The sequence below is a fragment of the Bradyrhizobium zhengyangense genome, from assembly GCF_022012435.1.
GTDB lineage: Bacteria > Pseudomonadota > Alphaproteobacteria > Rhizobiales > Xanthobacteraceae > Bradyrhizobium > Bradyrhizobium zhengyangense.
In genome coordinates this window covers 1698175-1722997 of record NZ_JAKLUA010000001.1, presented here as the reverse complement: position 1 = coordinate 1722997, position 24823 = coordinate 1698175, and the positions used below count along the sequence as shown (strand labels likewise).

Genomic DNA, 24823 nt, shown 5'->3' with positions numbered 1-24823 from the left:
GTCGTTCTCCTATTCCGCGGCCTGAAGCGTGGTCGGGGCCGGGATAAAATCTTCCCGGAAGTGCTTCAATGCGCTGAGCACGGGGTAGGGCGTGAAGCCGCCGAGTGCGCAGAGCGAGCCGAATTTCATGGTGTTGCAGAGGTCTCCGACCAGCGCGAGGTTTTCAGCCACGCGTTCGCCGTTGATGATCTTCTCGATGGTCTCGACGCCGCGGGTCGAGCCGATCCGGCAGGGCGTGCACTTGCCGCAGGATTCGACGGCGCAGAATTCCATGGCGAAACGTGCCTGCTTGCGCATGTCGACGCTGTCGTCGAACACGACGATGCCGCCATGGCCGATCAGGCCGTCGCGCGCCGCGAAGGCCTCGTAGTCGAACGGCGTGTCGAACAGGGCGCGGGGGAAATAGGCACCGAGCGGGCCACCGACCTGCACCGCGCGCACCGGGCGTCCCGTGAACGTGCCGCCGCCGATGTCGTCGACGAGCTCGCCCAGCGTCACGCCGAACGCCGTCTCGAACAAGCCGCCGTGGCGGATGTTGCCCGCGAGCTGGATCGGCATCGTGCCCCGCGAGCGCCCCATGCCGAAATCGGCATAGGCCTTGGCGCCTTCGGCGAGGATGAAGGGGATGGCCGCAAACGACAGCACGTTGTTGATGACGGTCGGTTTGCCGAACAGGCCGTAATGCGCCGGCAGCGGCGGTTTTGCGCGCACCAGGCCACGACGGCCTTCGAGGCTCTCCAGCAGCGAGGTCTCCTCGCCGCAAACGTAAGCGCCGGCGCCGACGCGCACTTCCATGTCAAAGCTATAGGTCGAACCGCCGATCTTGTCGCCGAGATAGCCGCCACGCCGCGCTGCCTTGATCGCGGCATTCATCGCCTCGACCGCATGCGGATATTCGCTGCGGATGTAGATGTAGCCTTTGGTGGCGCCGACGGTGATGCCGGCGGTGGTCATGCCCTCGATGACCAGGAAGGGATCGCCTTCCATGATCATGCGATCGGCAAAGGTCCCGCTATCGCCTTCGTCGGCATTGCAGACGATGAATTTGCGGTCGGCCTTGGCCTGCGCCACCGTCTTCCATTTGATGCCGGTCGGGAAGCCTGCGCCGCCGCGGCCGCGCAGGCCCGACGCCGTCACTTCGTTGAGGATCGCGTCCGGGCCGAGCGACAGCGCGCGCTCAAAACCTTTGTAGCCGCCATGGGCGCGGTAGTCGTCGAGCGAGCGCGGATCGATCACGCCGCAGCGGGCGAAGGTGAGGCGGGTCTGGCGCTTCAGCCAGGGGATTTTGTCGGCGATGCCGAGCCGCAGGGCGTGCGGACCATTGTTCGCCATGGATTCAAGCACGGAGGCGACGTCCTCGGTGCCGACGGGGCCGTAGGCAACGCGGCCCCCAGGCGTCGCCACCTCGATCATCGGCTCCAGCCAATGCAATCCGCGCGAGCCGGTCCTGATGATCTCGATCGACAAGCCACGCTGCTGCGCGATCTGTTCGAGCGCTGTGACGACTTCATCGGCACCGACTGCAACGGCCGTCGCATCCCGGGGAACGAAAATCTTCATGTTCATCGCTGCGCCTCCGCAACCAGCGCATCGAGGCGCTTCTCGTCGAGCCGGCCGACGAGGCGACCGTCGAGCATCGCCGACGGCGCGGTCGAGCACAGGCCGAGGCAGTAGATCGGCTCCAGCGTGACCCGATCATCCGCTGTGGTGTTGCCAAGCGAAACGCCGAGCTTCGATTCAGCGCGCGCGGCCAGCGCATCGCCGCCGGCGGCCTGGCAGGCCTCGGCGCGGCACAGCTTCAGCACGTGGCGGCCGGCCGGCTTGTGGCGGAAGTCATGATAGAACGTAAAGACGCCATGGACCTCGGCGCGCGACAGGTTCAGCGCCTGCGCCACCATGGGAATCGCGGCCTCCGGCACGAAGCCGAATGCTTCCTGGAGAGCGTGCAGAATCACCAGCGTCGCGCCTTCCTGGCTGGCATGTTCGGCGATGATCTCCGCGCCGCGCGTCTCGTCCCAAGGTTCAAAAACCGCTGTCATTCTTCGTTCTCAGATTGAGCGTCCCTTTCGCGCAAACTATTTGGAATCATTCGAAGATCAATAAAGCTGTCTCATGCTGCGATTGCGAATTCAGATCGATTGGAAAGTGCAATCGATCGATACGATCGCGTAATGAAACTTGTATCGAGTGCCGGTTTTTGCGTGTTGGCGCAGGCCCGGCGTGATAGCTTGCATGCCACGATGGAATTCGAGAGGACGGACGGTTGATCGACAAGCTTGAACTGCTGCTGGCGCTGGCCAAAGAGCGGCATTTTGGACGGGCGGCAGAAGCCTGCGGCGTCACCCAGCCGACCATGTCGACCGGGCTGAAGCAGCTCGAGGAGATCCTCGGCGTGATGCTGGTCCAGCGCGGCTCCCGTTTCCAGGGTTTCACCCCCGAGGGCGAGCGGGCGCTCGACTGGGCGCGGCGCATCGTCGGCGATGCCCGCGCCATGCGCGACGAGATCAACGGACTGAAGCATAAGCTCTCCGGCGAGATCCGCATCGCGGCGATCCCGACGGCGCTCGGCATGGTTGCGTCGCTGACGACGCCGTTCCGTGCGCGGCATCCCGAGGTGCGTTTCAGCATCCGCTCGACGACCTCATCGGAGGTGCTGGGACTTCTCGAAAATCTCGAGGTCGATGCGGGGCTGACCTATATCGAGAACGAGCCGATCGGCAAGGTGCGCACCATTCCGCTCTACAACGAGAGCTATCGCCTGCTCACCGCGCCCGACGGGATGTTCGGGGACCGCGAGACGGTGACCTGGACCGAGGTCGGGCAGGTGCCGCTGTGCCTGCTGACGCCTGATATGCAGAACCGCCGCATCATCGACCGTGCGCTGCGCTCGGTCGGCGCCGAGGCGACGCCGACGCTGACCTCGAACTCGCTGCTGGTGCTGTTCACCCACGTCAAGACCGGGCGGTGGGCGAGCGTGATGCCGGCCAAGCTCGCCGAGACGCTCGGCCTGTCCGACAAGGTGCGCACCATCCCGATCGTCGACCCCGAGGTCAATTACAGCATTGGCCTGGTGATCCCGCAGCGTGATCCGATGACGCCGCTGATTGCAGCACTGGTCAATATCGCCCGCGAAGTGGCGCCGACGTTGCAATCGTAAGATTCAGGCCGCCGCCGATATCCCGGACGCCGCCTTGATGGCGTCGCGCGGTAGCGTCACGCGGACGACGGTGCCGACTTCCAGCCTGGAGCGCAGCTTCATCGAGCCGCCATGGAGCTGTGCCAGCGAGCGGGCGATTGCGAGCCCGAGGCCGGAGCCGTGATAGGTCTTGGTGAGCTGGCTCTCGACCTGCTCGAACGGACGGCCGAGCCGCGCCAGCGAGTGCGGCGCGATGCCGATGCCGGTGTCGGCGATCATTAGCACGATCCTGTCCTCGAGCTGCCGGCTGCGCACCACGATGCGGCCGCCGTCGGGCGTGAACTTCACGGCGTTGGAGAGCAGGTTGACGACGATCTGCTTGGTGGCCCGGCGGTCGGCGACGACGGCGATCGATTTCTCGATGTCCGCATCCAGCGTGAGGTTCTTGTCCTGGGCCCGGCCGGCGACGACGCGTAAGGATTCGGCCAGCGTCCGCGACAGGTCGAGCTCTTCCATGTCGAGCTTCATGCGGCCGGCCTCGATCTTGGACATGTCGAGGATGTCGTTGATGACCTCGAGCAGGTAGTGACCGCTGGTCAGGATGTCGTGGCAGTATTCCTGATACTTCTCGCTGCCGAGCTCGCCGAACATGCCCGAGCCCATGATCTCGGAGAAGCCGATGATGGCATTGAGCGGCGTGCGCAGCTCGTGGCTCATATTGGCGAGGAACTTCGACTTGGTCTGGTTGGCTTCCTCGGCGCGGGTCTTTTCGCGCTGGTACTTCTCGGCGAGGTCGGCAAGCTCGATGGTCTGGCGCTCCAGCGCCGCCTGCGAGCGCTTGAGGTCGATGACGGTGGCGCGCAGGCGCAGATCGTTGTCGACGAGCTTCTGCTCGTGCTCCTTGATGCGGGTGATGTCGGTGCCGACAGAGACGTAGCCGCCGTCCTTGGTGCGGCGCTCGCTGATATGCAGCCAGCTGCCGTCGTCGAGCTGGGCCTCGAAGGTGCGGGCGCCCGGACCCTGGCTCGAGTTCTCGTTGTGGCGGGTGCGGACCTCGGGCATGCGGCCGACTTCCAGCACGGTCTCGTAGGAGGTGCCGGGGATCACCGCGGTGTCAGGCAGCTTGTGCAGGCGCTGGAAGTGCGAATTGCAGAGCACGAGGCGGTCGCTGGCGTCCCACAGCACGAAGGCTTCCGGAATGGTCTCGATCGCATCGCGCAGCCGAAGGTCGGCTTCCACGGTGCGCTCGGCGAGGCTCTTCTGCTCGGTGATGTCGACTGCGATGCCGATCAGGTGCATGCCGGCATCGCTGGCGCCGCGGGTCCGCTCGCAGCGGACGCGGAGCCAGATCCAGTGGCCGTCGACATGCTGCATGCGGAAGGTCTGGTCGATGTGGTCGATCTTCCCGGAGATCAGCTGGTCGGCGATCGCGAACAGGTCGATGTCGTCGGACTTCACCAGCGCGTTGACCTCGCCGAAAGTGAGCAGCTCGTTGCGGCCGTCGAGGCCGAGCATCGAGAACATCGATTGCGACCAGAAGATCCGGCCGCGCGACAGGTCCCAGTCCCACAGGCCGCAGCGGCCGCGGTTGAGCGCGGTGTCGATGCGGCCGCGCACCGCGTCGTTGATCAGGTCGCCTTCCCTGGCGCGGGTCGACTGCCAGTGGAATGCGAAGCCGAGGATCAGGACGACGAAGCCTGTCGTCGCCGACAGCGTCACCGACAGCGCCGCGTCCGAACCCCAGATCGGCTCGTTGCGCTCCTGGATCACCGTGACGAGACCCGGCAGCGACTTGATCGGCCGCGAGGTCGCCAGCGCCGCATTGCCATCGGGCAGTGTCATGTCCACGACGTTGTTGTCGCGCGGCGGCGCCGCGAGCAGCTGTGCGGTGGTGATCGCATCGAGCAGGCGGTCGTTGCCGGCTGGATCGCTGTCGATCGGAATGCGGGCGAGGATGCGGCCGTTGACGCCGGCCGAGGTGACGACGACATGGCGGCCCGAGAGCCTGGACTTCGTCGGGATCATGTCGGGCAGCAGCGTCGGCAGGTTCTCGATGGTCTTCAGCCGCTCGGCGCGGACAGAGGCGGCGCGGTCGATCCGCTCGGCGAGCAGTTCGGCGAGCATCGAGATGTCGTTCTGGATCACCAAGCGCTTCTGGCGCGTCTGGTCGACGACCTGAACGAACGCGCCGAGGCAGATCGTGATGAGGAAAGCGATGATGAGCGTCGGCACGGCGCGACGTAGCGCCGGCTCCGCGATCAGGAGCCGATGATAGGCAGGTTTCGCGATCGATTGCGCCAATCCCTTGATCGAATCGGATTGGACGCACGCGTTCGCGGCGTCTGCACGCGCCATGCCTTCGGCCCCCTGAAAACCTGTCTGCAACTAAGTTCGAAAGCAGCCCCACAACGCTTTCGAATCACAGCGATTTGAATCCAGTTTGCGCAGGCTGTCGAGAGTCAACGAAAGGTTAACGCGAAATAATTCTTATCCAATGCAGAGTTTGCGCGCGTTCTACTCCGCAAACTCACGTGCATCGGGAGTCCGAAACGAGAACGTGTGACTCCTCGCGTTCCGCCTCACGCGCGCGGCGGCTCGGCGTGGCTGATGACGCGCTTCACGCTCGGGAACGCACGGCGCAAGCGGCGCTCGATCGCATCGACATGCTCGTGCACCTTGATCACGCTCATCGACGGCGTGGCGCGGCAGTGGAAGTTGACGATCTCGCCGGCGTCGGTGTTGCGGACACGCACATTATGGATGTCGTGGATCTCGCCGCCGGCGGCATATTCGGTCAGCGCGGCGGCGATGGTCTGCACCCGCTCCGTCACGGCATCGACGCCGAACGGCAGTTCCGGTTCCAGCGGCTCGATATGGACGTCGACTTCGACGTCAGCGCCGAACTCCTCCTGGATGCTGCGTTCCAGCGTGTTGGCGATGTCGTGGGCGGCCTCGAGCTGCATGCCGGCGTCAACCTCGAGGTCGATGCTGACGATCAGCTTGGCTCCGAGATCGTGCACCGTGACGTGGTGGATGGCGAGGCCTGAATTATGTGCGATCACCATGATGCGATCGCGCACGGTCTCGTTGTCGCGCGCGACCGGCACCGCAGTGAAGGTGAGGTCGGCATCGTCGAACGCCTTGCTGACGGCGGCCTCTGCGTTGCGCTTGATCTCCTCGACGCGGTCGATCGGGTAGGTCCTGGGTACCTTGACGATGCTGTCGATGAAGGTGGTCGCCCCGACCATGCGCACGCGCAACCGGTCGACGTCGATCACGCCGGGCACGCTGCGAATCGCGGCGGTGGCCTTTTCCTGTGCCCCTTCCGGGGCGCGGTCGACCAGCGTGTGCACCGTTGAGCTTGCCATCCGCAGGCCGAGCAGGGCGATCATCACCGCCACGGCCGCGGCGGCGGCCGCGTCACCCCACCAGAAGCCGAAGGCCGCGAGAACGAGGCCGACGATGACGGCGCACGAGCCCATCACGTCGGACGCAAAGTGCAGCGCATCCGCAGCCAGGGCCTCGCTCCTCGTCTCTCGCGCGGCGCGGTGCAGGGCGCGGGCGCGCCAGAGGTTGACGAGGATGTCGATCACCAGCACCACGAACGGCACGGCCGAGATCGTCGGCGGCGGAGTTCCCTCGCGCAGCCGGCTGTAAGATTCGACCAGGATGCCGCCGGCCAGCACATAGAGCAGCGCGGTCACGCCAAGCGCGGAGATGCTCTCGAGCTTGCCGTGGCCGTAATGATGCTCGTCGTCGGCCGGCTTGTCCGACACCCGCACCACCGCCCAGGTGATGATGGTCGCGACCAGGTCGATCGAGGAGTGCAGTGCCTCGGAAATCAGCGCCAGCGATCCGATCGCAATGCCGACCACGAACTTGGCCGCCGCCATGCCGCCGCTGGCGAGGATCGAGATGGCCGCGACCGATGTCTTGTCATGTTGTCCGCTCATGGCGCAGGATTTAGCAGGGCATTCGCGAACATCAAGCGACGATCCACAGACGTAGTCGCGAGTGAGTTGCAGGAGCGAATGCGCCCTGAAGTCCCGTCATTCCGGGACGCCGCAGGCAAACCCGGAATTTCGAGATTCCGGGTTCGATGCTTCGCATCGCCCGGGAATGACATGATCCTACACGGTCACCACGATCTTCCCCAGATGCTTGTTGGCCTCCATGTGCTCGAACGCCTTGTCGATGTCGTCGAAGGCGTACACCTTGTCGATCGGCAGCTGGAGCTTTCGCGATTCCACTGCGCCCCAGATGTCCTTCCTGACCTCCTCGAAGATCGTGCGGACCTCCTCGATGCTGCGGGTGCGGAAGGTGACGCCGATATAGGAGATGCGGCGGGCGGCATGGAGGTCGAAGTTGAAGTCGGCATGGGTGCCGCCGAGCCGGCCGACATTGACGATGCGGCCCAGGATCTTCGTTGCAGCCAAGTTCTGGTTGGCGACCTTGCCCGAGACTTGATCGACGATGAGATCGACGCCTTCGCCGCCAGTCGCCTTCAGCACCTCCTCGACCCAGTTGGGATCGGAAGAATCGACCGCGAGGTCGGCGCCGTAGTCCTTCAGCCGGCCGCGGCGATAGGGATCGGTCGAGGAGCCGATCACGAGCTTTGCGCCCTTGAGCTTTGCAATTTGCATCGCCATCAGGCCGACGCCGGAGCTGGCGCCCTGGATCAGCACGGCCCGCCCGGGCTGCACCCCGCCCACGGTGACGACGGCATTGTGCATCGTGGCGAGCGCGACGGGCAGCGTGGCGGCTTCCTCGAAATTCATGTTCGAGGGCGCGCGGAACACCCGGCCGTGGTCGGCGAGCGTGTACTCCGCGAATGCCGCGCCGCCCGAACCCATGATGCGGTCGCCGACCTTTAAGCCTTTCGCATCCGGTCCGAGCTCGGCCACTTCGCCAGCCCATTCCATGCCGAGAACGGTGCCGGCGCCGCCGGCCGCGCCGTGGGCGTGACCCTTGCGCATGCCGGTGTCGGCGCGGTTGAGACCACAGGCACGGACCTTGACGAGGACCTGCGTGCCCTTAGGCTTTGGTTGAGCGACGTCGGAAATCCGAGCGCCTTCAGCACCGTAGACATAAGCCTTCATGAATTGCTCTCGCTTCTTGCAGTGACTATTCCGCCGCTTCGCGCTGTGGCTGAACGATCATCCCTTCGAGCCGGCCGCGAATGATCGCCTCTGCTTCGCGCACGATGCGGGAGATCAGCTCGCCGCAGCTCGGGATGTCCTGGATCAGGCCCTGCACCTGGCCGGCCGACCAGATGCCTTCGTCTGAATTGCCGGTGGCATAGACCATCTTGCCGCGGGCTCCCGCAACGAGCTCGCGGATATCCTCGAACTTGGCGCCTTCCTTTTCCATCGCGACGACCTTGGTCGAGATCTCGTTCTTGGCGACGCGCGAGGTGTTGCGCATGGTGCGGAAGATCAGCTCGGTCTCGCGCTCGTCATTGGCGACGATCTTTTCCTTGATGAGCTGGTGGATCGGGCTCTCCTTGGTCGCCATGAAGCGCGTGCCCATGTTGATGCCCTCGGCACCCAGCGCCAGCGCCGCGACGAGGCCGCGGGCATCGGCAAAGCCGCCGGAGGCGATCATCGGGATCTTGACCTTGTTGGCGGCGGCCGGGATCAGGATCAGGCCGGGGGTGTCGTCCTCGCCGGGATGGCCGGCGCATTCGAAGCCGTCGATCGAGATGGCATCGGCGCCCATGCGCTCGGCCGAGAGGGCGTGGCGCACGCTGGTGCATTTGTGCACGACCTTGACGCTGTGCTTTTTGAATTCGTCGACATGCTCCTGCGGCTTATTCCCGGCGGTTTCGACCACCTTGATGCCGGCCTCAATGATGGCGGCGCGGTATTCGGCATAGGGCGGCGGCTTGATCGCCGGCAGGATGGTGAGGTTGACACCAAAGGGCTTGTCGGTGAGGTCGCGGCAGCGCGCGATCTCCTTGGTCAGATCCTCCGGCGTCGGCTGGGTCAGCGCGGTGATGAAGCCGAGCGCGCCGGCATTCGCGACGGCGGCGACCAGCTCGGCGCGGCCAACCCATTGCATGCCGCCCTGGACGATCGGGTGCTCGACGCCGACGAGTTTTGTGAACCGTGTTTGCAGCATGACGTTTCCCCCTGGGTGGCCCGCAGGCTCTGTTATCGGTTGATGACGGAAGGATGCCGCTGAGGTCGGGAAATGTCTATCGGCGGGGCGTGCGGTGAGGGCGGGGCGGCATGCAGGCGATGAGGGTGATTCCGCAGGGCGGACAATTGGAGATCCGGTGCCTTTTGGTGCGAGCTCTTTCCTCGCACACGGTCGTCATACCCCGCGAAAGCGGGGTATCCAGTACGCTGCGGCTTCTCGCTTCTAGCCTCGCGGCCTCTGGATACTGGATTGCCCGCTTTCGCGGGCAATGACACCGAGTATGGAGGTATGGAGCGAACAGCTACTCCGCCGACAGCCGCACCAGCTGGCGACCGCCGTTCATTTCCTTGAGGGCGTTAACGAAGTTTTCCGGGCGCTGCCAGCGGTTGGGGACCTTGAGGCCCATGTACTCCGCGATGTCGCCGATGAAGCCGGTGCAATTGGTGGTCTCGGCATTCCAGACCGGCGAGCTTGCCTTCAGCTTCTCGATGTGGGCGAACACGCGCTTGGCGTCGGCTTCGTTCAGGTAGACGCGATAGCTCGCGGTCAGATAGTCAGGGTCGAGATCGCCGTAACTCGCGCCGGTCTCTGATGGCACCCAGGTGAAATAGCCGAGCACGTAGGACCAGGTGTCACCGGCCGGCGTCAGGCCTGCGACCTCGACGGCGCGCTCGCTGGTCTTGCCGTACCACACGAAGGCATGGCCCCAGCTCGCCGCCGTCCGCGCGCGGAAGTCGACGTAGTAGGGGCCTTTCTCCGCCCGCGTGACCGAGCGCCGCGTCGCTTGCGCTGTGGAGCGCGATGCGGTGTCGGTCGAGACAAGCGCACTGGCATCGGCCATGCGCTTGTTCGATTCGTGTTTCGCTTCTTGGGCCGAAGCCTGCGGCATCATGCATGCGATCATGGTCGCAAGCGCGAGGCCCGCAAGGATGCAGGATCCCGATCGATCACGTTTGTTGGTCACGCAACGCCCCTTCGACTGTCGGCCGCTTACGCAAATCTTGCGCGTGGTTCGCTGAGCGCCTCAGTAGCGCGCAGCAACCGGGCCCGGCGCCTTGCCGATCGGGGCCTTGCCAACAGGGCCCTTGCCGATGGGCATCTTGCCGATCGGGGCCTGCTCGGCCGGATAGACCGGCACGGGCTGGCGGCGCGGCAGGTCCGCAGCGCTTGCAGCCGTCACCAGAGCAAGCGTCGCACCCAGAACAAATACAATCTTCTTCACAGTCATACCCCTAGCAGGTTTGGTCCAAACACGGCCGAGCCGTGCCCCCAGACACGCCTTCCACATGGGCGGCCGAATGCGACCAAGTTGCGGCACATCAGCGACATGTTGGCGGCATCTCCTGGGCGCGCGCAGATGTGATGTGGGTCGGAATGTTTCGGGCGCGCCGCGCAATCGTCAGCGATCGGCGCTCAGCCGAAAATGCATCTCGATCCTTGCCGGCGATGGCTCGCTTCCAGTGCGCCACGGCGAGAAGCCGGGCGTGGGATCCGGATCGGACGGAAGATCGATCGACCAGCGTTGCGTGGGCACATCAGGCAGTGTCAGGCTGACGGCGCGGTGGCGCGTCTTGTACATCAGCGAAACAGTGGAAATGATCGCTTTGCGGTCACCGTCATGCGCGCGCCAGTTCGGCGGCAACATGGCGTTGGCATAGCCTGACGCTTCCTCGACCTCGATGTGCACGTCCTCTTCCTTGTCCGGCAGGGTCATGCCCGGGGGAAGCCGAAACTCGACCTGGAGCGTCATGAAGCCGTGGCTGAGATTGGGCGAGCGGATCAACTCGTACCATCCCCGATAGCCCAGCCCAGCCACGACGAGCAGCACGGTGACGGCGAACGGGAAGGAGAGCCGGGAGGCGCCGGGAGGCGCCGCATCCGGGATCTCTCCAGCAGGTGCCGGCGCTGTGTTGCGGACCAGGCCGAAGCGCACGAACAGCCAGACGCCGGCGATCAGGCCGACCACGCCTCCGATCGGACCGATGTCGAAGAAGGCCCCCATGGCGATGCCGCCGTCGCGGTCCGGTCCCGCCAGCATGACCACCAGGGCAGCCAGGCCGGACCAGCCGGCGAGAGCGCCGAGCAGGCCGGAGAGGATGCCGAGAATGATGCGCATGTGCACTTGGTCGCGCGCAGATTTATCGCGGTTCGAACCTGACAGTCATTTCAGCATTCACCCGATCCGGTTCAGGCTGTTGCGGATGGTCGAGAAGATGCCGCCGATGTCCTTGCGCAAGGCGTCAAGGGCGTTGAAATTGTCGAAGATGCGGGCGAGGCGGTCTTCGACCTCGCGCTTGCTCTTGGTAAGCGCATCGACGCGCGAGGTGAGGGTGACATCGCCGCTCGCCTCGATCTCGCCGACGGTCTTGGCGAGCAGATCGCGGGTGGCGCTGACCTCGGCGATCATGGCCTCGATGCCGAACACCGGCGCCTTCAGCGGCACGAGATCGGCCTGCGATTTCGACATTTCCGCCTTGAAGGCGTTCAGCGTCGCCAGCGTCTCCTGCAAGGCGCCGAGACGCTGGCGCGACTGGAGCACGAAATCGTTCAGCGCGTTCTGGCGGTCGACGAGGGTCCTGCCGTCAGTATCGGTCTCGACCTCCGCGAGCGAGCGTTCGAGCTGGGCCTGGCGCTGGGCGAGCTCCTCGAAATCGAGCCGGATGCTTTTCAGGATGTTGGCGCTGTCGTCGATGCGGGCGAGGCGCTGCTCGATCTCGTTCTTGTTTTTCGACAGCGTTTCGACGCGTGCGTTGAGCGGCGCCTCGCCGCCGGTCTCGATCTCGTCGACGGTCTTGGCGAGACGATCGTGGCTGAGGCCGAGCTCGCCGATCAGGGCGTTGATGCCGGCGTCGGACGAGCGCAGCGGCACCAGCTCGGCATGGGATTTCGCCAGATCTTCCTTGTACTGGTTGAGTGTCGCGAACGTACCCTGCACTGCGTTCACCCGGCCGAGCAGCGTCGATACGTCGCGCGCAATATCTTTCAGCCGGTCGGCGAGGTTGTTCTTGCGGTCGTCGGTTTCGAGGTCGAGCAGCGCGCGTTCGAGCTGGTTCTGGCGGTCGCGGATCTCGGTGAAGACGGGCTCGACTGCGCGGCGCTGATCGGCGACCTTGCCGACCATCTCGCGCACCGTCTGCTGGCGGCGGCGGATCTCGGCCAGCTGATCTTGCATGTCGGTGGACTGGTTGCGGCCCTGCTGGAGCAGCGCGCGTTGCTCGGTCTCGCCAAGCTTGTCGTGCAGTGCGGAGACAGCCTCCCTGGGATCGCTCTCGATCAGGTGCTGAACGGTGGCGTCGAGGTGATTTTGCAGGGCGTGCGCGACGACGACGTCTTCCCGGGTCTTCTTGAGGCGGTCGCGCAAGCTGTCGAGGCGGCGGTCCTGGCGTGAGAGCCGAAAGACCGAGGCGCCGATCAGCGCCAGTCCGACCACGACGATCGCGCCGGCCGCGATGCGCTGCGGCACCGGCAGCGCGATGAAGGCGGCGGGCAAATGGGTGACGTCGTAACCAAACGCCTGCGGGGCGAGGAACGCGATGGCGGCGAGCAGGACAAACCAGGCAACCAGGAAAAACAGCCACATGCCGACGCCCTCACGCCCGCGCACATTTTCGCCATAATTGCTATTGGAGAGCGCAACCGAGATCAAGGGGCGCGCGGGCTGCCGGACGCGTCAGAAGGCGCCATCCACAGCCGGGCGCGTCGATATCCTCCATCGTCATTCCGGGGCGGCGCGTAAGCGCCGAGCTGCGGTGCGCAATTGCGCACCGTAGTTCGCGACTTTGTCGCGCCCCGGAATGGCGGGGAGCTACAGCCGAAACTCGTTCGTCAGCTCGCCGATGCCGTCGATCGCCACCGTCACAATATTCACCGGCTCCTTCATCACGCCGACGCCGACCGAGGTGCCGACCGCGATGAGGTCGCCGGGGAGCAGGGTCATGTCGTGGGAGATCTTGCTCACCAGGGCTTGCGCGGAAAAGATCATGTCGGAGATCGGATAGTTCTGTCGCTCCGCGCCGTTGAGAATGGTGCGCACCGTGAGCTTGGCCGGATCGAGGCCGGTCGCGATGACGGGGCCGAACGGGCCGTAATCGTCGATGCCCTTGGCGCGGGCCCATTGCGGAAAGGTGGGGTCGCTGGTCAGGATGTCGTTTGCGGTGATGTCGTTGACGCAGGTGTAGCCGAAGATGAAGCGGTCGGCCTCATCAGGCGAGACGCGGGCGCAGGTCTTGCCGATGACGATGCCGAGCTCACCCTCATAGGTGGTCTTGCCGTCGTAGTAGGAGGGACGGCGGATCACCGCGCCTGGTGTCGTGATGGTGGTGGTGGCCTTGAGCAGATAGAGCGGCGCGAGTGGCTCGGGCTGATTGAGCTTTGCCGCGAGCGCGTGAAAATTATTCCAGAGCGCGACGATCTTGCTGGGCGCGCAGGGCGCCAGCAGCTCGACCTCCGACAGCGCAAGCGTCCTGCCGGTCGCCGCGTTGCGGCCAAACATCTCGCCTTCATGCACGCTGATGCCTGACGATTCCAGCGTGCCGAAGCCGGTGGTGCCAGCGTGGCGGAAGCGCAGCCATTTTGTCGTCTCGGTGCTCATCACGCCACCGCCAGCGCGCGAGGATCCGTGGGCGCGGAGATGCCGTCATAGAGGCCGGCGATGCGCGCGCGCTGGGTCACCATCGCCAGCACCGAGTCGAGGGCAGGCGTCGGAATCTTGGTCAGGCGGCCCATCTCCTGCACGACAGTGACGAGCGGGTCGATCTCCATCGGGCGGCCACGCTCGAGATCCTGCAGCATCGAGGTCTTGTGCGCGCCGACCTTGCGGGCGCCCTCGATGCGGCGCTCGACATCGACGCGGAACTTGACGCCGAAGGTTTCGGCGATGGCTTGCGTCTCCACCATGATCGCGCGCGATAGCGCCCGCGTGGCGGGATCGGTGCAGATCACGTCGAGCGTTGCGTGGGTCAGCGCACTGATCGGGTTGAAGCAGACATTGCCCCAGAGCTTCAGCCAGATCTCGTCGCGGATGCGGTCGAGCACCGGCGCCTTCAGGCCGGCCGCGACGAAGAGGTCGGCGAGGCGCTTCACGTCGGCGGTGATTTCACCGGAAGGTTCGCCGAGCGGAAAATTGTTGCCATAGACGTGGCGGATCACGCCGGGCGCCTCGATCTCGGTCGCGGGATAGACGATGCAGCCGATCGCACGCTCGGCCCCGATCTCGCGCCACTGCCGCCCGCCGGGATCGATGCTCTCCAAGGTCGCGTTCTCATACGCGCCGCCGTGCTTGTAGAAGTACCAATAGGGGATGCCGTTGACCGCGGTGACGATGCGGGTGTGCGGCCCGAGCAGTGGCTGCATCTTCTCGATCACGCCGGTGATCGAATGCGCCTTCAGCGTGACGATGACATAGTCCTGCACGCCGAGCTCGGCCGGGTTGTCGGTGCAGCGGGGATGGACGGTGTGTGTCTCCTCGCCGGCGAGCAAGGTCAGGCCGCGCTCGCGCATCGCAGCGAGGTGCGCGCCGCGCGCGACCAGGCTGACATCGGCGCCTGCGCGTGCCAGCTGCACGCCGAGATATCCGCCGATCGCGCCGGCGCCGTAGATGCAGATCTTCATGAAATCCTCCCGGGGGTACCGGAATTTTGGGACGAAGGATCCGGTCCGGCTCGGATGCGTCCGAGCCGGGGCCGGTAGTCGCAGGGGAAGTGAGACGTTTAGGCTGCCGCTTGCGGCGCGCCGTTGAGGGCCTCGTCAACGGCAGCGGCGATGTCGCGCATGCTGATGACGGAGACGAGGCTGTAGTCGTCGATCACGGGCAGGTGCCGGATGTGATTCCGGTTCATCAGATGCCGGACATGCTCGATCGTGTCTGAGGAGGTGCAGGAGACCAGCTGCTGCACCGAGACGAGCTGCGAGACCTTGACGTTGACGGCGTTCGCGCCGTGCTCGGCGACCGCCCGCACCACGTCTCGCTCGGTGAACATGCCGACCGCAGTGTTTCCTTCCGAGCGGACCACGTCCTTCACCACCAGCGCGCTGATGTTGTTGGCCCGCATCAGCTTGGCGGCAATACCCACCGTTTCGTTCATTCGCACCGTGACAACGCGCGGCGTCTTCTTGCGCAGAATGTCTCCGACCAGCATGGCAACCTCCCTGGGGTGAACGATGGGAGAAGTGTGGTATACATAATGCCAATCGTCAAGCGCTGGATTTGGTTGATCCGAAAAATCTTGCGGCAGCAATGCTGACATTTGTCGCTGCCAGCAGAAGAACGCGGCAAAGAAAAAGGGGCGCATCGCTGCGCCCCTCTTTAACCGTTGTACCAACGCGTGGCGGCTTACGCCGTCCCGGTCTTGGCGCGAGTCTCGGCATTGGCGGTTGCGGGGTTGGTGCTCTCGGTCTCGTTGCCGAGGATGAACGAGCGGCGCAGCGGCTTGATCACGAACAGCGCCATCAGCGCGGCCGTCGCGTTCAGCGCCACGGCCACCACGAACACGGCCTTCCAGCCATAGGCCGTCGAGATCACGCTGGCGAGCGGGACCAGCAGGGAGGCGGTGCCCTTTGCGGTGTAGAGCATGCCGTTGTTGGTGGTCGCGAACTTCGAGCCGAAGGTGTCGCCGCAGGTGGCGGGGAACAGCGAGTAGATTTCGCCGAACACGCCGAAATAGACCGCGGTCGCGAGCACGAACACGAGCGGAACGTGACCGTAGGCCGATAGCGTCAGCAGCATCAATGCGGCGGTGCCGAAGGCGATGAACATGGTGTTCTCGCGACCGATCGTGTCGGACACGAAGCCGAAGAACGGGCGGCCGAAGCCGTCGAAGATGCGGTCGAGCGAGATCGCGAAGGTCAGTGCCGCCATCTGGAAACCGGCAAGCGAGACTGGCGTGTCGGCGATCTTGAAGTCGTGCGCGATCGGCGCGATCTGGGCCGCAGTCATCAGGCCGCCGGAGGCGACCATGACGAAGACGAGATACATGATCCAGAAAATAGGGGCGCGCAGTACTTGCGGTGGCGTGAAGTCGATCTTGGTCTGCGGCAGATTAAGCTGCTTCTTCTTCGGCGGGATCGAGAGTCGCGGCGGCTGGATGAAGAAGGCGAGCACGAACACGATCACGCCCTGGCCGATGCCGAAGGTGAGGAACGCGTGTTGATAGCCTGAAGATGCGATCATGGCCGCGATCGGCACCACGGTGAGAGCTGCACCCGCACCGAAGCCGGCCGCTGTCGCGCCGGCGGCGAGGCCGCGGCGATCAGGAAACCATTTCAGCGCGTTGCCGACGCAGGTGCCGTACACCGCGCCTGCACCCATGCCGCCGACCACAGCCGCGGTATAGAGCAGGGGAAGGCTATCGGCGTAGGAGTTGAGCAACCAGGACAGTGCGATCATCACGCCGCCGAACATGATGACGATGCGCGGGCCGTATTTGTCGACGAACCAGGCCTCGACCGGCACCAGCCAGGTTTCGGTGACGACGAAGATGGTGAAGGCGAGCTGGATCGCCGCGCGACCCCAATGGTACTTCGCGTCGATCGGATCGACGAACAGCGTCCAGCCATATTGCAGGTTGGCGATCATCGCCATGCAGACGATGCCCATGCCGAGCTGGAGCCAACGGAAACCTGTGCGAAGAGGCGCGGCCGTGACGGCGCCATCCGTGCCTGAAATCATCAACAACCTCCCAAGCGCTTGTCTGGTGGCGACGTCTGCCGCCTATATGACGGAGTGTCGCAAATCTTGTGGCTTATGGTCGCAAGCGCGGCGGGCAGCTTGGTATACCATATTCCAGAATGCAAGCCCTATCTTCGGATCAAGCTCAAGAAAAGTGCAGGGTTCCTTCGGGTTTGCGGTATTAAGGTATTCGGGAAAACGAAAACGCCCGGCGGTGAGGCCGGGCGCGAGGCGCGACGTTAATGTTGCGGGTGCGAGGTCAGATGGCCGATTGCGCGACCACGACCTTGCGCCAGGGTTTCAGCACCAAGAGCGCCAGCAGCGAGGCCAGGATGTTGGCGCCGGCAGCTAGGATGAACACGTTGTCCCAATGGCCGGAGCTTTGCTGCACATAGTTCGCCAGCGGCACCAGCAACGCGGCCGTGCCCTTGGCGGTGTAGAGCAGGCCGGCATTGGTGGTTGCGAACTTCGCGCCGAACGTGTCGGTGCAGGTCGAGGGGAACAGCGAGTAGATCTCGCCCCAGGCAAAGAACACGAAGCCTGAGAGGATCACGAACCAGATCGGATCGTGGCCCCAGAGGTAGAGCATCCAGATGCCGAAGCCCTCCATGCCGAAGGCGATGAACATCGTGTTCTCGCGGCCGATCATGTCGGAGATCCAGCCGAAGAACGGACGCGTCAATCCGTTGAGCACGCGGTCGATGGTCGCTGCGAAGGTCACCGCGGTCATGGTCATGCCGATCAGCGTCACGGGCACGGCGTCGACCTTCCAGTCGACCGCGATCGGCTTCAGATTCGCCGTCACCATCAGCCCGCCGGCGCCGACGATCACGAACATGAAGTACATCAGCCAGAAGATCGGCTGACGCAAAACTTCCGTCGGCTGGTAGTTGCGCCGGGTCTGCGCAAGAGCCGCATTCGCCACCACCGCCGGCACCTGGCCCGGCTTCGGCGCCAGCAGGAAGAAGGCGAGAATGCAGATGATGATGCCTTGTCCGAGGCCGAAATAGAGGAAGGTGGTCTGGAAGCCGCTATCCTTGATCATGGCCTGGATCGGCGCGACGGTGAGCGCAGAGCCGGCGCCGAAACCGGCGGCGGTAATGCCCGCGGCAAGACCGCGCTTGTCGGGAAACCATTTCAGCGCATTGCCGACGCAGGTGCCGTAGACGCCGCCGGCGCCGATGCCCGCGATGATCATGCCGAGATAGTAGCCGTTGAGCGTGGTGGCTTGCGCGTTGACCGCCCAGCCGATCGCGCAGAGCACGCCGCCGACCAGCACGACGATGCGCGGACCGTATTTATCGACAAACCATCCTTCGACCGGCACCAGCCAGGTCTCGAACAAAACAAACAACGTAAAGGCCCATTGGATCGAGGCGCGATCCCAACCGAATGTCTTCTGGATGTCGGGGACGAAGAACGTCCAGCCATATTGGTAGTTGGCGATCATCACCATCGCCGCCACGCCGATCGCCAATTGTGCCCAGCGATACGTATCGCTGACGCGTGCGGCTGAAGGGGCTGTTGTGGCCTGCACCATGTCCGTCATGAATCCTCCAATGAGCGCTTCTGTTTTTTAAGCGAGCGTTGGCGGCATTCTTGTATTCATTATGCCAAGCATCAAGCGCGCGAGGCCCATTGTGCGCTTATGACGCAACCTCGTTGGCGAGGCTGCACGAATGTGCCTGATCCCAAATAGAAATGGCTCCGCAGCGCGGAGCCATTCTTCAAAAGTAGGAATTCGCAGAAATTACAACCGGCGCGACAATTCGACGCGCGGCGACCTCAGATGGCGCTTACAGCCCGAAGCGGGGCAGGTCGCCGTTCTGGTTGGAGATCTCCGCGCTGGCCATCAGGAAGCGGTCGACGGCGGCCATGAAGCGGGCGAACAGCGAGGCGGAGGGCGCCAGCGCGACGGAAGCGGTCTTGGACATCGGAATTCCCTTTCTCGAGACAGTCAGTATTGCTGTCTCATTTCGAAGGTTGTTCTATGTATACCAGATGCCAATGTCCATGTATGCCATCGCATAGCAGCATGGATGATACCGCATTGCAGCATAATGATGCGTTAAAGCGGCCGTTCTGGGGCTAAGACCTAAGGCTCGGCCATTATTCGTCTGGTTCCGTCTCAAGCCGGCGTCGGGTCGGGAACAGCGTCAGATCATATCGCCGGGAAAGAAGGCCCCAGAGCCCGCGAGGAGCGAGCAGCATGACGAGGATCCCGAGGGTGCCGAGAAGAATGAGGTACCACGCACCAAAATCGGCGAGGTAGCGCTGCATCAGGTAGAAGACGACGGCGCCGATGATCGGGCCCTCGATCGTCCCGATGCCCCCGATCACCGTGATGAAGATGACATAGGCGGTCCAATCGAGCACCGAGAAAGCGGCGTCCGGAGAGATGCGCGCCTTCTGAAGGTAGATCAGGGCACCGATCATGCCGGTCATGGTGGCGGTCGCAACATAGACGGCGAGCTTGATGCTGGTGATGTCGACGCCGAGGCTCGCGGCCGCAGCCTCGCGGTCGCGGATCGCACCCAGCGCCAGGCCCTGGCGCGAACGCAGCAGGAAATAGACGAAGGCGAGTGTGCCGACCACCAAAGCCAGCGCCAGCCAGTACGAGGCAATGTCACGCGCGGCCGGCGTGCGCACGTCGAGCAATGTCTTGATCCACTCAATCCCAGGCACGGACGCGGTGACGGATGGAGTAAGCGAGGTCCCGGTGCCGCCGCCAAGCGCCTTCACTTGCGCGAAACCAAGACGATAGACCTCGGCCACGACCCATGTGCCGATCGCGAAATAGGCGCCACGCAAGCGGAAGACGATCAGCGCCGTCGGCAAGGCGAGTGCCGCCGACACGATGCCCGCGACCGGAATCGCGAGCAGTGGATTAAGGCCGGCGACAAGCGTCAGCGCGAACAGGACGTAGCCGCCCAATCCGACGAACGCCTGCTGGCCGACCGAGATCAGGCCGGCATAACCCGCGAGCAGATTCCAGCATTGCGCCAACGCCAGCATGTAGAACAGGAAGATCAGATCCTGAATGAGATTGCGGCCGGCGAAGGTCGGCAGCAGGACGAGCCCGAGAAGGACAATGCAGGCGATGGCCGCGGCCGGGCGCGACACGCCGTGCGCGGTCGCGATACGAAAGATCTGCTTCGGCTTGGCCGTGCCTGGATCCATCATTCCGCGCCTCAATCGATCGCGCGCGGAAACAGTCCGCGCGGCCTGATCACCAGCACCAGGAGAAACGCGAGGTGGCCCGACAGGATCTGCCATTCCGGATCGATGCGCGCGCCGATGGTCTGGGCGAGGCCAAGAATGATGCCGCCGGCAAGCGTGCCCCAGAAGCTGCCGAGCCCGCCGATGATCACGGCCTCGAAGGCATACAGCAGTCGCGCCGGGCCGATGGTGGGATCGAAATTCGCCCGCAGGCCCAGATAGAGTGCCGCGATCGCGATGACGACGAACGCGATGCCCATTGCCATCGCGAATGTGCGGTTGACGTCGATCCCCATGAGCTGCGCGACGTCGAGATCGTCAGAGGTTGCCCGAAAGGCCCGGCCGATCGACGTCCGATAGAAGATGAAGTTGAGAGCCACGATCACGGCGATCGCGGACACCAGCGTCAGCAGTGGAACGACGCCCACGGCGATGTCTCCGCCCAGCGACACAGACGCGGTTTCGATCGCACCGGACCGCAGGCGGCGGCTGTCAGCCGAGAACATCTGCAACAGCCCGTTCTGGACGATGATCGAGAGTCCAAAAGTGACGAGCAGCGGCGGCAGAAGGTCGCGTCCCAGCGTCCGATTCAAAAGCACGTGCTGGAGGCCGAAGCCGATCGCAAACAGGATCGGGGCTGCAAGGAGCACTGCGGCAAATGGATCGACGCCGAGTTTTTCCGTCACCGCCAGAATGACAAAGGCTGCGAGCACGATGAGGTCGCCGTGGGCAAGATTGACCAGCCGCATCACGCCGAACATCAGTGAGAGCCCGGTCGCGAAGAGCGCATAGAGGCCGCCGAGCAGGATTCCCTGGATGATCGCGTCGAGAAGGCCGATCATTGCATCATCCGAAATAAGCGCGGTGAATCTGATCGCGCGAGAGTTCGCCGGGGCGGCCTTCGAGCGAGACCCGCCCCTCCTGGAAGCAGTAGACGCGATCGGCGGCCTTCATCGCCTGGACGATGTCCTGCTCGACCAGCACGACGCTGGTGCCCTCGGCCTTGATCTGCGGAAGTGCGGCGTAGATGTCGGCGATGACGATCGGCGCGAGCCCGAGGCTGATCTCGTCGCACAGCAGGATGCGGGGATTGGACATCAGGGCGCGGCCGATCGCGGCCATCTGCTGCTGGCCGCCCGAAAGAATCGGTGCGGCCGACGCCCGCCGCTCCTTCAGGATCGGGAACAGGCCATAGACCCGGTCGAGCGTCCAGGGTCCAGGAAGCTTGCGGCCGTGCCCGCCGATCAGAAGGTTCTCTTCCACGGTCAGCGAGGGAAACAGCCGTCGCCCCTCCGGCACCAGCGCAATTCCGAGCTTGACGATCTCGGCAGCACGCTTCGCCCCGATCGGATGGCCGTCGAGCAGCACGCTGTCCGGGCGAGACGGGATAAGGCCTGCGATCGCCTTCAGGAAGGTCGACTTGCCCGCGCCGTTCGCTCCGATGATGGCGATGGTCTCGCCCGCATCGAAGCTGAGATCGATGCCGTAAAGTGCCTGGAAGTCGCCGTAGAAGGCCGTGAGATCGTGTGTGCTGAGCAACGGCATGCGTCACGCCTCGATGCCGATATAGATCTGGTGCACGTCGGGTCGCTGCATGACCTCCTTTGGCGGGCCTTCCGCGATCTTGCGTCCAAAGTTGAGCACGACGAGGCGATCGATGACGGCAAACAAGGCATGCACAACGTGCTCGATCCACAGGATCGCGACACCGGATTTCCGGATCTCGCCGATCGTCGCGACGAGCTCGGCGCATTCGCCCTCGGTCAGTCCGCCGGCGATCTCATCGAGCAGCAGCAGCCTTGGGGCGCTGGCGAGCGCGCGAGCCATTTCCAGCCGCTTGCGCTCGAGCAGTGTCAGGGAGCCCGCGAGCACGTTCGCACGCTTGAGCAGGCCAAGCTGGGCGAGAATCTCGCCGCAGGCCTGTGCGGCCTCGCGCTCGCTCTTGCGCCGGCCGTGAACGGCGCCGACCAGGAGATTTTCGAACACGGTGAGATTCTCGAACGGCTGCGGAATCTGGTGTGTGCGACCAATACCGGCGCGGCAGCGTCCCTGCGGCGGCAGGCCCGCAAGGTCGCGTCCGTCGAAGCGCATGCGGCCGGCGCTCGGCGACAAGCCGCCGGCGATCAGGTTGAACAGCGTGGTCTTGCCGGCGCCGTTGGGCCCGATGATGCCGACGGCCTCGGAATGCGCGATGGTCAGGTCCAGATCGTCGGCCACGACGATCGCCCCGAAGCTCTTTCTGAGGCCGGCGATTTCCAGCAGCATGGGTCTTCAGCGCGCCGCGCGATCAGGCAATCGGCTCCATCTTGCCGCCAGCGGGAATTGCCGGCGCCGTCCTGTTGTCGGTGATGACGATGTCGTACTTGCCGTCCTTGAACCGCCACTGACCGCCGACGAGCGGCGTCTTGGCGACGTTCTTGGCGGCAAAGGGCGGCAGGCTCGAAGAGCCCCATTGCAGCTTGCCGACGACGGTGTCGAGATTGGTAGCGGCGATCGTTGCGGCGATCGCTTTTCCGTCGCGATCAGGAGCGCGCTTCAGGACGTCGACGGCGACTTCGAACAATGCATGGACGAAGCCGATCGGCTGCGTCCATTGCTTCTTGGTGGCGCTTTCATAGGCGCCCGCGAGATCCTTCGCGCTCATGCCGGTCAGCGACGACTTGAAGGGATGGTTCGGTGTCCACCAGACTTCGGAGGACAAATTGTGACCGTCCTTGCCCAGTGCCTCGACGGCGACCGGAAACAGGATCGCCTTGCCGATCGATGCAACCTTGGGCTTGAAGCCCTGCTGCAACGATTGCTTCCAGAACGTGGTGAAGTCCGGCGGCAGCACGACACCGGTGATGATCTCGCAATTGGCCGACTTGAACGCGCCGATCTGCGCGGAGAAATTGTCGGTGAGATTCTGGTAGCGGCCTGGATCGGTGAGCTTGTAGCCGCCTTTGTCGAGCGCCGGCGGGAATCCAACCACCTTGTCGCCCCAGGCGTTGCCGTCGCCATCGTTGGGAAACAGTCCGCCGACGGATTTATTGGTCGCGACCTGGCTCCACATGTTGGTGAAGACGGCGATGACGTCCTCGAGACCCCAGAAGAAGTGATAGGTGTAGTTGAAGCCCTTCCACGCCGGCGGCCCGCCACCGGGATTCTCCTGGCGACCGATGAACCAGGGTTGCCAGGGCGCGACCGTCGAGATGCACGGCACCTCTTCGATCTCGCATTGGGTCGAGACCGGATTGGTGGTCTCCGGTGTGGATGCCACCAGCATGAGATCGATCTTGTCCTGAACGATCAGATCCTTGGCGACCTCTGCGGCGCGGTTCGGATTGGACTGGCTGTCCTTGACGATCACCTCGACCGGGACCGTGGCGTTGCCGACCTTGATGCCCGCCTTGGTCGCCTCCTTGAAATTGGCGAGGATGAAATTGTCGGCCTCGGCAAAGGCGGCGAGGGGACCGGTCAGCGGTGAGACGTAGCCGAGCTTGATCGCGCGCGTCTGGGCGATCGCCGGCGACTTCAATCCGACCGAGAGCGCGGCCCCGGTCGCGGCCGAATATTTCAGGAGCGTGCGGCGATTGATGGAATGACGATCAGCCAAGCTGATCCTGCTGCGAGTCATCTGCGCGTCCTCCCCTATGGATGCGCCGGATTCTCAGCGTGATTTGACACACCGGCCGGCGTTCGATATTCGAACATACGTTCGTAATTCGACCAGTGTCTTCTAGCGCCCAAACGGAGTCAACAGGCCGCCGCATGACGCAGGCATCAGAACGCCACAAGGCGGATCCCGGGCATCGCAAAAGCGAGCCCGACGATAAGGAGTTCATGACCACGCTGGCCAAGGGGCTGGCCGTGCTCGGAGCCTTCGGTCGCCAGCGCCCGACCATGACTTTGTCGGAGGCCGCCAGCGTCGCAGATCTGTCGCGTGCCACCGCACGCAGGGTCCTGCGCACGCTGACCCTGCTCGGTTACGTCGTACAGGACGGCCGCACCTTTGCGTTGTCGCCGCAGATCCTGGACCTCGGCTTTGCCTATCTGTCGACGCAGAGCTGGATCGACCGCGCCCTGCCTCTGATGCGCGAGCTCAGCGAGCGGCTCGGCGAATCCTGCTCGGCGGCCATCCTCCAGGACGCGGACATTGTCTATGTCGCGCGCGTGCCGGCGCGCCGCATCATGTCCGCCGCATTGTCGGTCGGAAGCCGGCTGCCCGCGCTACACACCGCATTGGGGCGCGTCCTGTTCGGCTATCTCGACGAGGAGGAGATCTGGCGGCGGCTCAAGTCGCGGCGGATCGAGGCCTACACGCCGCAGACCATCACCGACCTGCAAGCCCTGTTCGACCGTATCCGCGCCGACCGCGCCCAACGATTCTCGATCGTCGACGAGGAGCTCGAGCGCGGTCTTCGCGCGCTTGCCGTGCCGGTGCTCGATCGCAGCGGCCAGATCGTCGGCGCCATCAATCTCTCGACGCATTCGACGCGAACGACCCGCAACGAAATGCGCGAGCATTTCCTGCCCGAGCTCAACCGCATCAGCGAGCAGATCTCGTCGATGACCATCTGAGGCGCACACCCCGGCTTCCGACCCTTGCCATTCAGCAGGAGCGGCCGTATCGTCGCATCAAGTTCGAAATACGGACATGAGTTCGATAATCGAACAAATTG

Annotated in this window: 23 protein-coding genes; 2 read left to right on the top strand and 21 right to left on the bottom strand. The window is 64.3% G+C overall.

Annotated elements, in window-relative coordinates; genetic code table 11:
• Positions 1-9: 9 nt before the first annotated feature.
• Positions 10-1566 carry a formate dehydrogenase beta subunit gene (locus L6637_RS08165; RefSeq protein WP_237859280.1) on the bottom strand — a complete coding sequence of 519 codons (1557 nt, stop codon included), beginning with the start codon at positions 1564-1566 and terminating at the stop codon, positions 10-12.
• On the bottom strand, positions 1563-2039 hold the full coding sequence (locus L6637_RS08160) for a formate dehydrogenase subunit gamma (RefSeq protein WP_237859279.1): 477 nt from the start codon (positions 2037-2039) through the stop codon (positions 1563-1565). Before L6637_RS08160 ends, L6637_RS08165 begins: the two co-directional genes overlap by 4 nt.
• A 224-nt stretch (positions 2040-2263) precedes the next feature.
• Between L6637_RS08160 and L6637_RS08155 the strand changes: the two genes are divergently transcribed.
• Positions 2264-3157 carry a LysR family transcriptional regulator gene (locus tag L6637_RS08155; protein ID WP_237859278.1) on the top strand — a complete coding sequence of 298 codons (894 nt, stop codon included), beginning with the start codon at positions 2264-2266 and terminating at the stop codon, positions 3155-3157.
• Between the two features lie 3 nt (positions 3158-3160).
• Here the strand turns inward: L6637_RS08155 and L6637_RS08150 are convergent, their stop codons facing one another.
• From L6637_RS08150 to L6637_RS08060, 19 genes are all read right to left on the bottom strand, one after another.
• Positions 3161-5491 carry a PAS domain-containing sensor histidine kinase gene (locus tag L6637_RS08150; protein WP_237859277.1) on the bottom strand — a complete coding sequence of 777 codons (2331 nt, stop codon included), beginning with the start codon at positions 5489-5491 and terminating at the stop codon, positions 3161-3163.
• Between the two features lie 224 nt (positions 5492-5715).
• Positions 5716-7089 (bottom strand): cation-efflux pump, encoded by a 1374-nt coding sequence (locus L6637_RS08145; protein ID WP_237859276.1) that lies wholly within the window; start codon positions 7087-7089, stop codon positions 5716-5718.
• A gap of 177 nt (positions 7090-7266) precedes the next feature.
• Positions 7267-8235, bottom strand: coding sequence for a quinone oxidoreductase family protein (locus tag L6637_RS08140; RefSeq protein ID WP_237869939.1), 969 nt, complete (start codon positions 8233-8235; stop codon positions 7267-7269).
• 25 nt (positions 8236-8260) lie between these two features.
• Entirely contained in the window at positions 8261-9256 is a 996-nt protein-coding gene (locus L6637_RS08135; RefSeq protein ID WP_237859273.1) for an NAD(P)H-dependent flavin oxidoreductase, read from the bottom strand.
• Positions 9257-9578: 322 nt separating this feature from the next.
• Positions 9579-10241: a hypothetical protein gene (locus L6637_RS08130; RefSeq protein WP_237859272.1), complete on the bottom strand. Its 663-nt coding sequence runs from the start codon at positions 10239-10241 to the stop codon at positions 9579-9581.
• Positions 10242-10301: 60 nt separating this feature from the next.
• A complete protein-coding gene (locus L6637_RS08125) occupies positions 10302-10505 on the bottom strand; it encodes a hypothetical protein (protein ID WP_237859271.1) in 204 nt (67 codons plus the stop codon).
• A 171-nt stretch (positions 10506-10676) separates the two neighbouring features.
• Complete coding sequence (locus L6637_RS08120; protein ID WP_237869937.1) at positions 10677-11393, bottom strand: hypothetical protein; 717 nt, start codon at positions 11391-11393, stop codon at positions 10677-10679.
• 57 nt (positions 11394-11450) lie between these two features.
• Complete coding sequence (locus L6637_RS08115) at positions 11451-12857, bottom strand: hypothetical protein (protein ID WP_237869935.1); 1407 nt, start codon at positions 12855-12857, stop codon at positions 11451-11453.
• A 225-nt stretch (positions 12858-13082) separates the two neighbouring features.
• Entirely contained in the window at positions 13083-13868 is a 786-nt protein-coding gene (locus tag L6637_RS08110) for a fumarylacetoacetate hydrolase family protein (protein ID WP_237859268.1), read from the bottom strand.
• A complete protein-coding gene (locus L6637_RS08105) occupies positions 13868-14887 on the bottom strand; it encodes a 2-dehydropantoate 2-reductase (protein ID WP_237869933.1) in 1020 nt (339 codons plus the stop codon). The genes L6637_RS08110 and L6637_RS08105 overlap by 1 nt, the downstream gene beginning before the upstream one ends.
• Positions 14888-14985: 98 nt before the next feature.
• Positions 14986-15414, bottom strand: coding sequence for a CBS domain-containing protein (locus tag L6637_RS08100; RefSeq protein ID WP_237859266.1), 429 nt, complete (start codon positions 15412-15414; stop codon positions 14986-14988).
• A 194-nt stretch (positions 15415-15608) separates the two neighbouring features.
• Positions 15609-16943 (bottom strand): oxalate/formate MFS antiporter, encoded by a 1335-nt coding sequence (oxlT, locus tag L6637_RS08095; protein WP_237869931.1) that lies wholly within the window; start codon positions 16941-16943, stop codon positions 15609-15611.
• Positions 16944-17202: 259 nt separating this feature from the next.
• The gene (gene oxlT, locus L6637_RS08090) at positions 17203-18492 is read right to left on the bottom strand and encodes an oxalate/formate MFS antiporter (protein WP_237869929.1); all 1290 of its coding nucleotides are present in this window, start codon (positions 18490-18492) and stop codon (positions 17203-17205) included.
• A 247-nt stretch (positions 18493-18739) separates the two neighbouring features.
• Positions 18740-18877 (bottom strand): hypothetical protein, encoded by a 138-nt coding sequence (locus tag L6637_RS08085; RefSeq protein ID WP_237859263.1) that lies wholly within the window; start codon positions 18875-18877, stop codon positions 18740-18742.
• A 175-nt stretch (positions 18878-19052) separates the two neighbouring features.
• Entirely contained in the window at positions 19053-20126 is a 1074-nt protein-coding gene (locus L6637_RS08080; protein ID WP_237869927.1) for a branched-chain amino acid ABC transporter permease, read from the bottom strand.
• Between the two features lie 8 nt (positions 20127-20134).
• On the bottom strand, positions 20135-21001 hold the full coding sequence (locus tag L6637_RS08075; RefSeq protein WP_237870037.1) for a branched-chain amino acid ABC transporter permease: 867 nt from the start codon (positions 20999-21001) through the stop codon (positions 20135-20137).
• A 7-nt stretch (positions 21002-21008) separates the two neighbouring features.
• Complete coding sequence (locus L6637_RS08070) at positions 21009-21707, bottom strand: ABC transporter ATP-binding protein (RefSeq protein WP_237869925.1); 699 nt, start codon at positions 21705-21707, stop codon at positions 21009-21011.
• A 3-nt stretch (positions 21708-21710) separates the two neighbouring features.
• Complete coding sequence (locus tag L6637_RS08065; protein ID WP_237869923.1) at positions 21711-22427, bottom strand: ABC transporter ATP-binding protein; 717 nt, start codon at positions 22425-22427, stop codon at positions 21711-21713.
• Positions 22428-22449: 22 nt separating this feature from the next.
• Entirely contained in the window at positions 22450-23778 is a 1329-nt protein-coding gene (locus L6637_RS08060) for an ABC transporter substrate-binding protein (protein ID WP_237869921.1), read from the bottom strand.
• A gap of 134 nt (positions 23779-23912) precedes the next feature.
• Here L6637_RS08060 and L6637_RS08055 point away from each other — a divergent pair, with 134 nt between their 5' ends.
• Positions 23913-24722 carry an IclR family transcriptional regulator domain-containing protein gene (locus L6637_RS08055; RefSeq protein ID WP_237869919.1) on the top strand — a complete coding sequence of 270 codons (810 nt, stop codon included), beginning with the start codon at positions 23913-23915 and terminating at the stop codon, positions 24720-24722.
• Positions 24723-24823 lie beyond the last annotated feature (101 nt).

Coding starts and splice junctions, on each gene's coding strand:
- L6637_RS08165 (WP_237859280.1), bottom strand. CDS start 1,566: ATGAACATGAAGATTTTCGTTCCCCGGGATGCGACGGCCGTTGCAGTC.
- L6637_RS08160 (WP_237859279.1), bottom strand. CDS start 2,039: ATGACAGCGGTTTTTGAACCTTGGGACGAGACGCGCGGCGCGGAGATC.
- L6637_RS08150 (WP_237859277.1), bottom strand. CDS start 5,491: ATGGCGCGTGCAGACGCCGCGAACGCGTGCGTCCAATCCGATTCGATC.
- L6637_RS08145 (WP_237859276.1), bottom strand. CDS start 7,089: ATGAGCGGACAACATGACAAGACATCGGTCGCGGCCATCTCGATCCTC.
- L6637_RS08140 (WP_237869939.1), bottom strand. CDS start 8,235: ATGAAGGCTTATGTCTACGGTGCTGAAGGCGCTCGGATTTCCGACGTC.
- L6637_RS08135 (WP_237859273.1), bottom strand. CDS start 9,256: ATGCTGCAAACACGGTTCACAAAACTCGTCGGCGTCGAGCACCCGATC.
- L6637_RS08125 (WP_237859271.1), bottom strand. CDS start 10,505: ATGACTGTGAAGAAGATTGTATTTGTTCTGGGTGCGACGCTTGCTCTG.
- L6637_RS08120 (WP_237869937.1), bottom strand. CDS start 11,393: ATGCGCATCATTCTCGGCATCCTCTCCGGCCTGCTCGGCGCTCTCGCC.
- L6637_RS08115 (WP_237869935.1), bottom strand. CDS start 12,857: ATGTGGCTGTTTTTCCTGGTTGCCTGGTTTGTCCTGCTCGCCGCCATC.
- L6637_RS08110 (WP_237859268.1), bottom strand. CDS start 13,868: ATGAGCACCGAGACGACAAAATGGCTGCGCTTCCGCCACGCTGGCACC.
- L6637_RS08105 (WP_237869933.1), bottom strand. CDS start 14,887: ATGAAGATCTGCATCTACGGCGCCGGCGCGATCGGCGGATATCTCGGC.
- L6637_RS08100 (WP_237859266.1), bottom strand. CDS start 15,414: ATGCTGGTCGGAGACATTCTGCGCAAGAAGACGCCGCGCGTTGTCACG.
- oxlT (WP_237869931.1), bottom strand. CDS start 16,943: ATGATTTCAGGCACGGATGGCGCCGTCACGGCCGCGCCTCTTCGCACA.
- oxlT (WP_237869929.1), bottom strand. CDS start 18,492: ATGACGGACATGGTGCAGGCCACAACAGCCCCTTCAGCCGCACGCGTC.
- L6637_RS08085 (WP_237859263.1), bottom strand. CDS start 18,877: ATGTCCAAGACCGCTTCCGTCGCGCTGGCGCCCTCCGCCTCGCTGTTC.
- L6637_RS08080 (WP_237869927.1), bottom strand. CDS start 20,126: ATGATGGATCCAGGCACGGCCAAGCCGAAGCAGATCTTTCGTATCGCG.
- L6637_RS08070 (WP_237869925.1), bottom strand. CDS start 21,707: ATGCCGTTGCTCAGCACACACGATCTCACGGCCTTCTACGGCGACTTC.
- L6637_RS08065 (WP_237869923.1), bottom strand. CDS start 22,427: ATGCTGCTGGAAATCGCCGGCCTCAGAAAGAGCTTCGGGGCGATCGTC.
- L6637_RS08060 (WP_237869921.1), bottom strand. CDS start 23,778: ATGACTCGCAGCAGGATCAGCTTGGCTGATCGTCATTCCATCAATCGC.
- L6637_RS08055 (WP_237869919.1), top strand. CDS start 23,913: ATGACGCAGGCATCAGAACGCCACAAGGCGGATCCCGGGCATCGCAAA.